The following is a 12,443-nucleotide window of genomic DNA, read 5'->3' on the forward strand; positions in this document are numbered from 1 at the left end:
GGTTATCGGATGATTATGAATGTATTTGTAATAGGTATCGGATTAATAGGAGGTTCTTTGGCAAAAGATATAAAATCTGCTTTTGACAATGTTACCGTTTATGGCGTAGAATCTAATGAAGCAAATTTAGCCGAGGCATTGACTTTGGGCATTATTGATAAGAAAGCGATCTATCAAGATTTGCAATTGGCAGATATGGTCATTGTAAGTATACCTGTTGATGTTATGGTAACAGAGCTTCCTGCCATATTAGATGCCGTTAATGAAGATTGTGTAGTTTTTGATGTTGGATCAACGAAGGCGCTAATTTGTAAAACTTTAGAGAATCATCCGAAGAGAAGAAATTTTTTAGCTTGCCACCCTATTGCAGGAACAGAATTCTCTGGTCCGTCTGCAGCGATAAACAATTTGTTCAAAGACAAAACGAATATTATTTGCGAGGTAGAGCTAACGGCTTTTAAATTGCAAGAAAGGGCGTTGAAAGTTTTTCAAGCGGTGGGTATGCGAATTCGATATATGAACCCTATAGCTCATGATAAGCACATTGCTTATGTATCGCATTTATCGCACATTAGTGCATTTATGTTGGGTAAAACGGTGATTGAAAAAGAAAAGAACGAGCGCGATATTTTTGATATGGCGGGCAGTGGATTCGAGAGTACGGTGCGTTTGGCAAAAAGTTCGCCAGCCATGTGGACACCCATTTTCAAACAGAATAAAGAAAATGTAGTGGAAACATTAGAAGAGTATATTCAAAATTTAACGGCATTTAAAGAAATGTTGTTAAACGATGATTACGAGGGCATTTATAATGAAATGAACAATACGAATAAGATTAAAGGAATATTAAATAGGAATACCGTTAAACAAGAAATAGAATAATTAAAATGGAAAATTCAAAACAAATGAGAACATGGTTGGATGACTTAAACCTAGACCATCCACTAGTAATAGCAGGGCCATGTAGTGCGGAAACAGAGGAACAAGTGTTAGGTATAGCGCACTCCTTAAAAGATACCGATGTAAACTATTACAGAGCCGGTATTTGGAAACCACGTACTCGCCCAGGAAATTTTGAAGGTGTAGGTGCTTTGGGTCTTAAATGGCTTCAAAAAGTTAAAGCAGAAACGGGCATGAAAACAGCTACAGAAGTAGCAAACCGTGCACACGTTGAATTAGCATTAGAGCACGATATCGATTTATTATGGATCGGCGCAAGATCAACGGTGAGTCCGTTTATCGTTCAAGAAATAGCCGATGCATTAAAAGGAACTGATAAAGTTGTATTGGTAAAGAATCCTGTAAATCCAGATTTAGCTTTATGGTTAGGAGCTGTTGAGCGTTTGGCTACTGCAGATATTAAAAATTTGGGAGTAATACATAGAGGTTTCTCTACATATGAGAAAACTAAATATAGAAATATTCCAGAATGGCAAATGGCGATTGATCTGCAAACTAAATTTCCAGATTTACCTATTATCAATGATCCATCGCACATTACAGGAAATAGAGAAATGATTTTTGATGTATCACAAACTGCTCTTGATCTTAATTTTGACGGATTGATGATAGAAACACATCATGATCCAGATAACGCATGGAGTGATGCTGCACAGCAAGTGACACCAAGCAAATTGGTACAGATCATGAGAGATCTCAAAATTCGTAAAGAGGATAATACGGAGGCTGAGTATAATGCAAAGCTAAATAACCTTAGAGCCAATATTGATATTATTGATAATCAATTAATTGAAACTTTAGGTAAGCGTATGAAAACCTCAGATGCTATCGGTGAGCTTAAAAAAGAGAAAAACGTAGCAGTATTGCAAAGTACACGTTGGAATGAAATTTTAGGAGCGATGATTCTAGAAGGAGAAAGTAAGGGCTTAAGTGAAGAGTTTGTTCTTCGTATGTTCAAAGCAATTCACCAAGAGTCTATTCGTCATCAAGAAAAGATAGTAAACGCTTAAGGTTAACTTAACTTTATACCTAAAAAACATCCGTATTATGCGGATGTTTTTTTTAGCCTAATTTTTAAATAGTAAGAAAAGTAGTACGTATTAACAATATCCCCCAATATGTATCGTTTAGGGGACTAAAGAACCATTTTAACCAAACCCAAAGTATGAAAAAAGCAGTATTAGTTGCCATCATGTTGGTAGTATCACTATCAGCAAAAGCACAATCTTATATTGGCTATTTAACCGATAATTATAGTGGGGTAAACGGAGTCATTTCTAACCCGGCAAATATCGCAGACTCGCGCTTTAAAACAGACATCAATTTAGTTGGTGTAAGTGGTTTTCTTGCCAATGATTATGTAGGTGTCGGTTATTCAGATTTAGTGTCAAGTGATTTTGATTTTGATAGAGATGCGAACCTAATGTTGACAAGCAACAATAATTTTTCTGGTAACGTAGATATATTAGGTCCGTCATTTATGTTTAACGTAGGTAGAAGATCATCTATAGCGGTATTCACTAGGGCAAGAAGTTTTGTTACCGGTAATGAATTCAACGGCGAAAGTATTGATGATTTAGATGACAGCATTGATGAAAGTCAAGACTTTTTGGTAGATGAAGGAGATTTCTTTGCCGCTGGGCATGGCTGGGCAGAAGTAGGTATTACATACGCTCAAGAATTAATGAATAAAGAGGAGCATTTTTTAAAAGGGGGACTTTCGTTAAAATATTTAAAAGGTTTTGGTAATGCATATGTTACAGGTAGAAATGTAACCATAGATTATGATGCAGACGGCGCAACATTGCCTGATAGTTCAACGATAGGAACTTTAGAATCTACGGGCGATTTAATTTATGGTCGTGCAGATGATTATGATGATGACAACTATGATTACGAAGTGCCAGATGCAAACGGGTTCGGATTCGATTTAGGTTTTGTTTATGAGTGGAGACCTAATTACGAAGATTATGTGGTTACGGGCGCAGACGGTGAAAAAACCGTAATGAAAGACAAGAATAAGTACAAGCTTAAACTAGGCTTGTCTCTTACTGATATTGGGTCCGTTAATTATAGGGGTAGTTTAATTGATAATTACAATATCAACAACACCATTACCCAAGATGATTATGACAACATTGAAGATTCTGATGATTTACAGAATCTATATACGTTTACACAAGCTACAGAAGATATGAAAGCTGGTTTACCGACAGCACTTCATTTTAATGCAGATTGGAACATTAAGAACAATTTTTATTTGAATTTCAATACAGATGTATCTATGCGTTCTGCTGGTGAGAATAACCTTAGAACTGCAAATGTATTTTCTTTGACCCCTCGTTTTGAAAGTAAGTGGTTTAGTTTTTATTTACCTGTAAGTAGCTATCAGTATAGCGGTTTGCAAGTAGGCGCAGGTTTACGTGCCGGACCATTATATATTGGTTCAGGGTCATTGATATCTACATTTACAAAAAATGAGATTCAAGGAGCAGACGTTTATGCAGGTTTAAAAATACCGGTGTATTATGGTCAGCCAAAAGATTCTGACGGTGATGGTATTCCTAATAAAGAAGATGGCTGTCCTAAAAAAGCAGGTCCAATTGAAAATAATGGTTGCCCATGGGGTGATACTGATGGAGATTCTGTAATGGATAATGAAGATAAATGTCCAGAAGAAGCAGGTCCATTAGAAAATAATGGATGCCCTTGGGTAGATACTGATGGCGATACTATATTGGATAACGAAGATCAATGTCCAAATGAGGCAGGTCCAGTAGAGAATAATGGTTGTCCTTGGGCAGATTCTGATGGCGATTTAGTAGTTGATAAAGATGATGAATGTCCTAATGAAATGGGTACGGTTGCAAACAAAGGTTGTCCAGAGCCAGAAGTTACTGCTGAGGTTCAAAAGTCTTTGAACGAGTATGCAAAAACAATTTTGTTTACGACGGGAAAATCTACGCTTAAAGTTGAATCTACACCAGTCTTGGTCGATATTATTGGTATATTGAATGAATACCCAAATGCTAACTTCACAATTGAAGGGCATACGGACAGTATAGGTTCTGAAGCCACCAATCAAAAATTATCGGAGAAAAGAGCACAAGCCGTATTGCAGTTTTTAATTACTGGTGGTATTTCACCATCAAGGTTAACTGCTATCGGTTATGGGGAAAGTAAGCCAATTGCTACCAATATGTATAAAGATGGTAGACAGAAAAATAGACGCGTTGAAATAAACTTAGCGCAATAGTTATAAGATATATTAAATAAAAAAAGCCCGGTTTTACCGGGCTTTTTTTATTTCAAATTTTTATCTTTTAAAAATATATCGGGTAATAAAAATACCTGAGGAATCACCCTTACCGCTATCACTTTCAACGGCACTGGTAACAAATGCTAATTCCCATCCTTCAGCAACCATAGCATTTATCTTAGAAGTTATGACAGCATCATTTGCAGCTATATTCTGAAAACGGATACCACCAATATTAAAGAAATTCAACAATTTAGTTTCATCAAAGTCTTTTACCCTAATCTCATCTCTTTTTGATTTGTTACGCGTATTGTCATCTTCGGTTTGGGTAGAGGTGAATTCGGCATAGTCTTTTTCCTCATTACCATCTATAATTCTAGAACGTCCCATACCACTTGATACGATAGATTCTACGCTAGTAATTACTTTAAACTCCTGTGCGCTTAAACTTAAAGCACCACTAAAAATTAATAAAATACTAAAAATACTTTTTTTCATGATTTTGGTTTTTTTAATTATTGGTCATCTTTTTAGATGATTATGAGTTACTAACACTTCAAAACATGATAAATTGTATAAATTACCTTAATTCTGGTACTATATTAATTGAAGACTAAGTATTGGGAATAAAAAAACCCGATGTATTTACATCGGGTTTTTTTATAAATGTGTGCTAGTATTATTGAATAGAGAAATCGAATACAGATTGGTTTTCTCTTCCTTGTGGTACTTGACCTTGGTAGATAAAGCAATACTCGCCTGGCTCTAAAGCATCAGGAGTAACTTTGAATTTATTTCCTTCAATTTCCTCTATGGCAAAGTTAAGCGCGTATTTAGGGTCTATACCACTACTGGTTGTGATCCAGCTACTTTTGCCAGTAATTACTTCTCTAAGGTTCTTATTTTCTTTTACAGTAAGTTTTACTAACACAAACTCGTTAGGGTTACTTGCCATTCTAAACCACCAGTTAAAAATACCGGCATCGCTACCTTGATTGTTTTGCATATTATCAACTTGAGTAACACTAGGATCAAAAATAAAGGTGAATTCTGGCTGACTTTGACGAATAACATTATTCGATTGTGTTTTCGGTAATTGAGCTTTTTGCTTTGCGTTGATTAAACCAGAAACTAATTTCTGTGCAACTTGATTAGAGTTTGCTCCAGAAAATACACTTGGTTGAACCAATTTGTCTTCACCACTTGCATCTGTAAAATAAATACCAGTTTTAGACATTGTGTTCTGTTTAGACTTATCCATAATTAAAGACAAAACTTCAGAAGAAACACCTGCATTTTTCATGGCACCTAAAGCAGTAATAGAAGCATCGAATTTTACATCAGAAGTGTTTATTTTATCAATAATCATATAATCGTCGAAACCAAGCTCGACCATTTGTACTACAGATTCGTTTGTAATTGTCTCCTGGGCTGCCCCAAAAGTAAACGCTGATAAGGTTAGCGTCAGCAATAAATTTTTAACGGATTTCATTTTCTTGATTTTGGTTGTTATTTACTAATATAGTTCTAATTCCAAATTTATATTAATTTTTATATTTAAAGCAGTTACTTTGTATAAAAGGAATGGATTTTGGATAAATGGTAGGAATTGTTTATAAATCTACGGGAAGTTGGTATACTGTTAAGGCAGAAGATAGCGATTTCTATGAATGTAGAATAAAGGGAAAGTTTAGAATTAAAGGTATAAAAAGTACAAATCCGGTTGCGGTTGGTGACTCTGTGCGTTTTGAGGTAGAGACTACTGGCGACGATACCTTTGGTATTATTAATGAAATTGAAAAACGAAAAAACTATATCATTCGTAAGTCTGTTAACTTATCGAAACAGACACATATCATCGCTGCAAATTTAGATCAGGTGTTTTTGTTGGTAACGTTGAATAACCCGCCTACATATCCGGTTTTTATCGATCGATTTTTAATTACGGCCGAAGCATACAAAATACCGGCAGTCTTGATATTTAATAAAATTGACACATACACACCAGAAGAGTTAGATGAGATCAAATTCTTGGCGGCCCTTTATCGTAAAATAGGATATACCTGTATTGGTATTTCTGCTGCAACAGGTAAAAATGTAGATAAGGTAAAAGAAATGATGGTAGGCAAGACCTCTATGTTCTCTGGGCATTCAGGTGTTGGTAAATCTACATTGGTCAATACTATAGAGCCTAATTTGGATATTAAGACAAAACAAATTTCTAAACAACATCTTCAAGGTCAGCATACCACAACTTTTGCTGAAATGTTCGATTTAAGTTTTGACGCACGTATTATAGATACTCCCGGAATAAAAGGATTTGGTATTGTTGATATGGAAAAGGAGGAAATAGGCAATTATTTTCCAGAGTTTTTTGAATTGAAACAACACTGTAAGTTCAATAACTGTATACATATAGATGAGCCAAAATGTGCCGTTAAAGATGCTTTAGATGCAGGTGATATTGCATGGAGTAGGTATAACAGTTACTTACAAATGATAAAAGGCGAAGATGAGCATTATAGGGTAGATATACATGACGAGAAAAAATGAGAGCAGTAATACAGCGCGTTTCTAAAGCTAGTGTAACGGTTGATGGAAAACAGATTAGCGCCATCGAAGGTGGTGTTCTAATTCTCATCGGCATAGAAAATGAAGATACCCAAGAAGATATTGATTGGCTTACGAATAAAATAGCCAACCTTCGTATTTTCAATGATGATGAAGGGGTGATGAATATGTCACTTTTAACTACAAAAGGCGATGCAATTGTGGTTAGTCAGTTTACGCTACATGCCAGTACAAAAAAAGGCAATCGCCCATCGTATTTAAAAGCTGCAAGACCAGAAGTAGCGATTCCATTATATGAAGCTTTTATTGCTACTATAGAATCAAAGATGGATAAGAAAGTAGGTACAGGTATATTCGGTGCTGATATGAAAGTGGAGTTGTTGAATGATGGTCCCGTGACTATATTGATTGATACAAAAAATAAAGAGTAATGAACATCGAAAACGCACAACTTGCAGTAGATAATTGGATTAAGGAACATGGCGTTCGTTATTTTAACGAGCTTACCAATATGGCACAGCTAACAGAAGAAGTAGGCGAGGTCGCTAGAATTATTGCTAGACGCTACGGTGAGCAAAGTGAAAAGGAATCAGATAAGAACAAAGATCTAGGCGAAGAATTGGCAGATGTAATGTTCGTGGTTTTATGTTTGGCAAATCAAACAGGTATCGATTTACAACAAGCTTTCGATAAAAAGTTAGATTTAAAAACAAAGCGAGATCATGACCGTCATCACAGTAATAAAAAGTTGAAATAGGCGTATATTTGGCGTTCTATTTTTAAAATTATACGCATTGAAACTCCATCTAACCGGTCCGTCAAATCATCAATTAAAAGATACTATAACTATAACAGGTTCTAAAAGTGAATCTAACCGTAGTTTATTATTGGCTGCTTTATTCCCAGATATTAAAATAGAAAATATTTCAAATTCTGATGATGCCCAAGTCATGGCAAAAGGTTTGAAAATTTCAGAGGGTACGGTAGATATTCATCATGCTGGTACGGCAATGCGTTTTTTAACAGGTTATTTTTCTTCACAAGAGGGCAAAGAAGTAATTCTTACCGGATCTAAAAGAATGACAGAGCGACCTATTGAAATTTTGGTAAATGCCTTAAAAACTTTGGGGGCAGAAATCTCTTATGTACAAGATGAAGGTTATCCGCCAATAAAAATAAAAGGACAACGTATTGTAAAAGATAAAGTGAGCTTGCCTGCAAATGTGAGTAGTCAGTATATATCTTCTCTACTATTAATTGCACCTAGTTTAGAAAACGGACTAGAATTAGAGTTGGTCGGTAAAATTACTTCGGTGCCTTATATTAAAATGACTTTAGCATTACTTGAAGAAATTGGTGTAGAAACTTCATTTGAGGATAATATCATCAAAGTGTCTTCTAAATCTAAAGTAGCACCAACAACATTGGTGGTGGAGTCTGACTGGAGTTCAGCCTCCTATTTCTATGGTATTTGCGCACTTGCAGCACCAGGCACAGAAATAACCTTGTCGGCATATAAAAAGAAAAGTCTTCAAGGTGATAGTGTACTTTCAGATATTTATGCATCTTTTGGAGTAGAAACTACATTTGGTGAACATAAAATCACCTTAACAAAGACAGACAAAAAGGTACTAGCTGAAAATGAATTCGATTTAGCAAATGCGCCAGATATTGCGCAAACTATAGCGGTTACCTGTTTCGGGTTGGGAGTGGGCTGTCATTTAATAGGTCTACATACTTTAAAAATAAAGGAGACCGATCGTTTAGAAGCTTTATATACAGAACTGTCTAAACTAGGTGCGCGTATTTCGGTAACCGATAAAACACTTACCATCTTGCCAACGGTTGAAATTAACGCAGATGTAGCTATAGATACGTATAACGACCATAGAATGGCAATGGCTTTTGCGCCTTTGGCAATGAAAACTACACTTTTTGTGAACGATGCAGAGGTAGTTTCTAAGTCGTATCCAGATTTTTGGAACGATCTAAAACAACTAGATTTTAGTATAAAAGAATTATAAATAGGTATTTACTTGACAAGGCCTATCTTCAGATTGTATATTTGCAGCCGCAATTTGCTGCATTAAATATAATAGCTACATGAAATTATCAAATTTTAGTTTTGAGCTTCCTAAAGAATTATTGGCGGAGCATCCTTCTGAAAATAGAGATGAGTCTAAATTGATGGTGATCCACAGAGATACCGGAAAAATTGAGCACAAGATGTTCAAAGACATGATCGACTATTTTGATGAGGGCGATGTAATGGTTCTAAACAATACTAAAGTTTTTCCTGCCCGTTTATATGGTAACAAGGAAAAAACGGGTGCGCGTATCGAAGTTTTTCTTTTGCGTGAGTTGAACGAAGAGCAACGTCTTTGGGATGTTCTTGTAGATCCAGCACGTAAAATTCGTATTGGTAACAAACTTTATTTTGGTGATGATGAAACATTGGTAGCTGAGGTTATCGATAATACTACATCTAGAGGTAGAACATTACGTTTCTTATATGATGGTGCATATGTTGATTTCAGAAGAAAACTTAGAGAATTAGGTGAAACTCCATTACCTAAATACATAAAAAGAGAAGTTGAGCCAGAAGATGAAGGTCGTTACCAAACGATTTATGCAAAGCATGAAGGTGCTGTTGCAGCTCCAACGGCAGGTCTTCACTTTTCTAAACACTTATTAAAGCGTTTGGAGATTAAAGGTGTCGATTTTGCAGAACTAACGTTACATGTTGGTTTAGGTACTTTTAACCCAGTAGAAGTTGAAGATCTTTCTAAGCATAAAATGGATAGCGAAGAGTTATTTATTGATGAGAAAGCTACAGACATTGTTAATAATGCAAAGAGAGAAAAACGTCGTATTTGTGCAGTAGGTACTACAGCAATGAGAGGTTTAGAAAGCGCTGTTTCATCTAAACATACGTTGAATACTTATGAAGGTTGGACGAATAAATTTATTTTTCCTCCCTACGATTTTAGTATAGCAAATGCGATGATCACAAATTTTCACTTGCCAAAATCTACATTATTGATGATGGTATCTGCATTTATGGGTCATGATTTAATGAACAAAGCGTATAAAGAAGCAATATTGGAAAGCTATAAGTTCTACTCTTATGGTGATGCCATGTTGATTATATAAGTTCAAAATATCCTTGGTTAAAAGGATAAATAAAAAATCCCGCTTTATCTGCAAATGGAGAAAGCGGGTTTTTATAATTAGTAATACCTACCTTTAACGTGATGGAAGAAATAAAGAAAAAAGATATTCGGGCACTAACGCGAGAGCAGCTTAGAGAATTCTTTGTTTCTAATGGTGACAAAGCTTTTAGGGGAAATCAAGTATATGAATGGTTATGGCAAAAAGCTGCCTATTCTTTTGATGTGATGACAAGTCTATCGAAAGAAACTAGAGAGATGCTAGAAGCTAATTTTGTAATCAACCATATTAAGGTCGATTTAATGCAGCGTAGTAGTGACGGTACTATTAAAAATGCCGTTCGCTTGCATGACGATTTAATTGTAGAATCGGTGCTGATACCGACAAAGTCAAGAACCACTGCCTGTGTATCTAGTCAGGTTGGGTGCAGTTTAGACTGTAGGTTCTGTGCAACGTCTCGCTTAAAACGTATGCGAAATCTGAATCCTGATGAGATTTATGATCAAGTTGTTGCCATAGACAACGAAAGTCGCTTGTATTTCGAAAGACCATTGAGCAATATTGTTTTTATGGGGATGGGAGAGCCTTTAATGAACTATAACAATGTCTTAAAGGCAATTGATAAGATTACTTCTCCTGACGGATTGGGGATGTCTCCAAAACGAATTACCGTTTCAACTTCTGGGGTACCTAAGTTAATTAAGAAAATGGCAGATGATGAGGTGAAATTCAAATTGGCTGTTTCATTACACTCCGCCATCGACGAGATCAGAACTTCAATTATGCCGTTTAATGCCAAGTTTACCTTAAGCGATTTAAGAGAGTCTTTAGTGTATTGGTACGAGAAAACAAGAAGTAGAATAACCTACGAATATGTAGTTTGGGACGGAATTAACGACACCCAGAAAGATGTCGATGCCTTGGTAGAATTCTGCCGTTTCGCACCTTCTAAAGTAAATCTAATAGAATACAATCCTATCGATGATGGCGAGTTCAAGCAAGCCTCAAACGCAGCCATAGATCGCTACGTGAATACATTAGAAAAGAATAATATAATAGTAACCGTTCGTCGTTCTAGAGGAAAGGATATTGATGCCGCATGTGGGCAGTTGGCGAATAAATCTTGATTTTTGTGATAAGTATTAAGTATTAAGTAAAGAGTACAAAGTAATAAGTATGAATTCTGAAGTACTAGGTCGAATAGAGAAAATAGAATTTAGATAATAGACTTTTTTGATTTTGAGTTTTTAGCGAAGTTAAATAGTTGTAATACAGCCAAAAGCCAAAAGCCAAAAGCATTTTTGAACTTGAACTTGAGTTTTGCACTTGCACTTGTATTTTGAATTTATTTTTTTTCCTAACTCCTAACTCCTAAACTTTATTATCTCCTTGCCAACTACTGTTAACTGATAGCTTTTGACTAATTTTGGAGTTCTAATATATAGCACCTGAAAATAGTAGCGCAAATAAAAGAACCTGTCTATCAGGAAATGGAGCTGTTTGAATCTAAGTTTAGAGATTCAATGACCTCTAAGGTGGCGCTACTGAATAGGATCACCCACTACATCGTAAATCGCAAGGGGAAGCAAATGCGTCCTATGTTTGTTTTTTTAACAGCAAAACTGTTGAATGGCGGCGAAGTAAACGAGCGCACCTATCGTGGTGCTTCGGTTATAGAATTGATACATACCGCTACATTGGTTCATGATGATGTTGTTGATGAAAGTAATAAACGCAGGGGATTCTTCTCAATAAATGCCCTTTGGAAAAATAAGATTGCTGTTTTGGTAGGTGATTATTTACTGTCTAAAGGACTATTGCTTTCCATAGATAACGAAGATTTCGATCTGCTTAAAATTATTTCTGTTGCCGTTCGCGAAATGAGCGAGGGCGAATTATTACAAATAGAGAAAGCTAGACGTTTAGATATTACCGAAGATGTCTATTACGATATCATCAGGCAGAAAACGGCAACGTTGATTGCGGCATGCTGTTCGCTGGGTGCTTGCTCGGTTAAGCCAGATAGTACAGATGTAGAAACCTTCAGAAAATTCGGAGAGCTCTGCGGTATGGCGTTTCAGATCAAAGACGACCTTTTTGATTATGGAACCAAACAAATAGGAAAGCCAACAGGTATCGATATTAAAGAGCAAAAAATGACTTTGCCATTAATATATGCACTGAACCACTGTACTAAAAAAGAGAAAAGCTGGGTAATCAATTCCGTTAAAAACCACAATAAGGATAGAAAACGGGTCAAAGAAGTTATCGGGTTCGTAAAAGACAAAGGCGGATTGGATTATGCGGTAACTAAAATGCTACAATATAGAGACGAAGCGTTAGAACTGCTTAGTAGGTATCCTGATTCTGAGTATAAAAGTGCTTTAGAGTTGATGGTGAATTACGTGGTGAATCGTAAAATGTAGATCCGGTAAAAAATTTCTTAATTTAATAATTTTTAAATAGCTGTAATTCAGTAGTT

12 protein-coding genes are annotated in these 12,443 nt (G+C 35.8%); 10 read left to right on the top strand and 2 right to left on the bottom strand.

What is annotated here, in order from left to right; translation table 11 throughout:
• Positions 1-15: 15 nt before the first annotated feature.
• The 3 genes from ACEN2N_RS13675 (at position 16) to ACEN2N_RS13685 (ending at position 4,216) form a co-directional block, all read left to right on the top strand.
• Positions 16-882 (top strand): prephenate dehydrogenase, encoded by an 867-nt coding sequence (locus ACEN2N_RS13675; protein WP_441824851.1) that lies wholly within the window; start codon positions 16-18, stop codon positions 880-882.
• Between the two features lie 5 nt (positions 883-887).
• The gene (locus tag ACEN2N_RS13680) at positions 888-1,970 is read left to right on the top strand and encodes a bifunctional 3-deoxy-7-phosphoheptulonate synthase/chorismate mutase type II (protein WP_133674701.1); all 1,083 of its coding nucleotides are present in this window, start codon (positions 888-890) and stop codon (positions 1,968-1,970) included.
• 155 nt (positions 1,971-2,125) lie between these two features.
• Positions 2,126-4,216 carry a DUF5723 family protein gene (locus tag ACEN2N_RS13685; protein ID WP_441824852.1) on the top strand — a complete coding sequence of 697 codons (2,091 nt, stop codon included), beginning with the start codon at positions 2,126-2,128 and terminating at the stop codon, positions 4,214-4,216.
• Positions 4,217-4,276: 60 nt separating this feature from the next.
• Here the strand turns inward: ACEN2N_RS13685 and ACEN2N_RS13690 are convergent, their stop codons facing one another.
• Positions 4,277-4,717, bottom strand: a complete 441-nt coding sequence (locus ACEN2N_RS13690) for a hypothetical protein (protein WP_441824853.1) — start codon at positions 4,715-4,717, stop codon at positions 4,277-4,279.
• A 181-nt stretch (positions 4,718-4,898) separates the two neighbouring features.
• Complete coding sequence (locus ACEN2N_RS13695; RefSeq protein ID WP_441824854.1) at positions 4,899-5,711, bottom strand: hypothetical protein; 813 nt, start codon at positions 5,709-5,711, stop codon at positions 4,899-4,901.
• A 107-nt stretch (positions 5,712-5,818) separates the two neighbouring features.
• On the opposite strand from ACEN2N_RS13695, the gene rsgA reads away from it, so the two are divergent.
• The 7 genes from rsgA to ACEN2N_RS13730 all read left to right on the top strand — a co-directional run bounded on the left by rsgA (position 5,819) and on the right by ACEN2N_RS13730 (position 12,387).
• Complete coding sequence (gene rsgA, locus ACEN2N_RS13700) at positions 5,819-6,772, top strand: ribosome small subunit-dependent GTPase A (protein ID WP_441824855.1); 954 nt, start codon at positions 5,819-5,821, stop codon at positions 6,770-6,772.
• Complete coding sequence (gene dtd, locus ACEN2N_RS13705) at positions 6,769-7,221, top strand: D-aminoacyl-tRNA deacylase (protein ID WP_441824856.1); 453 nt, start codon at positions 6,769-6,771, stop codon at positions 7,219-7,221. Before rsgA ends, dtd begins: the two co-directional genes overlap by 4 nt.
• Positions 7,221-7,547: a nucleotide pyrophosphohydrolase gene (locus ACEN2N_RS13710; protein WP_133674707.1), complete on the top strand. Its 327-nt coding sequence runs from the start codon at positions 7,221-7,223 to the stop codon at positions 7,545-7,547. The genes dtd and ACEN2N_RS13710 overlap by 1 nt, the downstream gene beginning before the upstream one ends.
• Positions 7,548-7,584: 37 nt before the next feature.
• On the top strand, positions 7,585-8,814 hold the full coding sequence (locus ACEN2N_RS13715) for a 3-phosphoshikimate 1-carboxyvinyltransferase (RefSeq protein WP_441824857.1): 1,230 nt from the start codon (positions 7,585-7,587) through the stop codon (positions 8,812-8,814).
• Positions 8,815-8,893: 79 nt separating this feature from the next.
• A complete protein-coding gene (gene queA, locus ACEN2N_RS13720; protein WP_441824858.1) occupies positions 8,894-9,943 on the top strand; it encodes a tRNA preQ1(34) S-adenosylmethionine ribosyltransferase-isomerase QueA in 1,050 nt (349 codons plus the stop codon).
• Positions 9,944-10,044: 101 nt separating this feature from the next.
• Positions 10,045-11,088, top strand: a complete 1,044-nt coding sequence (gene rlmN, locus ACEN2N_RS13725) for a 23S rRNA (adenine(2503)-C(2))-methyltransferase RlmN (RefSeq protein ID WP_441824859.1) — start codon at positions 10,045-10,047, stop codon at positions 11,086-11,088.
• Positions 11,089-11,409: 321 nt separating this feature from the next.
• Entirely contained in the window at positions 11,410-12,387 is a 978-nt protein-coding gene (locus ACEN2N_RS13730; protein ID WP_441824901.1) for a polyprenyl synthetase family protein, read from the top strand.
• Positions 12,388-12,443 lie beyond the last annotated feature (56 nt).

It is taken from the genome of Maribacter spongiicola (assembly GCF_052119685.1).
GTDB classification, from domain to species: domain Bacteria; phylum Bacteroidota; class Bacteroidia; order Flavobacteriales; family Flavobacteriaceae; genus Maribacter; species Maribacter spongiicola_A.

What these genes read in the sequence shown, in the direction of transcription:
- rlmN (WP_441824859.1), top strand. Translation starts at nt 10,045, where the DNA reads ATGGAAGAAATAAAGAAAAAAGATATTCGGGCACTAACGCGAGAGCAG.
- ACEN2N_RS13690 (WP_441824853.1), bottom strand. Translation starts at nt 4,717, where the DNA reads ATGAAAAAAAGTATTTTTAGTATTTTATTAATTTTTAGTGGTGCTTTA.
- ACEN2N_RS13710 (WP_133674707.1), top strand. Translation starts at nt 7,221, where the DNA reads ATGAACATCGAAAACGCACAACTTGCAGTAGATAATTGGATTAAGGAA.
- ACEN2N_RS13675 (WP_441824851.1), top strand. Translation starts at nt 16, where the DNA reads ATGAATGTATTTGTAATAGGTATCGGATTAATAGGAGGTTCTTTGGCA.
- ACEN2N_RS13685 (WP_441824852.1), top strand. Translation starts at nt 2,126, where the DNA reads ATGAAAAAAGCAGTATTAGTTGCCATCATGTTGGTAGTATCACTATCA.
- queA (WP_441824858.1), top strand. Translation starts at nt 8,894, where the DNA reads ATGAAATTATCAAATTTTAGTTTTGAGCTTCCTAAAGAATTATTGGCG.
- dtd (WP_441824856.1), top strand. Translation starts at nt 6,769, where the DNA reads ATGAGAGCAGTAATACAGCGCGTTTCTAAAGCTAGTGTAACGGTTGAT.
- ACEN2N_RS13680 (WP_133674701.1), top strand. Translation starts at nt 888, where the DNA reads ATGGAAAATTCAAAACAAATGAGAACATGGTTGGATGACTTAAACCTA.
- ACEN2N_RS13695 (WP_441824854.1), bottom strand. Translation starts at nt 5,711, where the DNA reads ATGAAATCCGTTAAAAATTTATTGCTGACGCTAACCTTATCAGCGTTT.
- rsgA (WP_441824855.1), top strand. Translation starts at nt 5,819, where the DNA reads ATGGTAGGAATTGTTTATAAATCTACGGGAAGTTGGTATACTGTTAAG.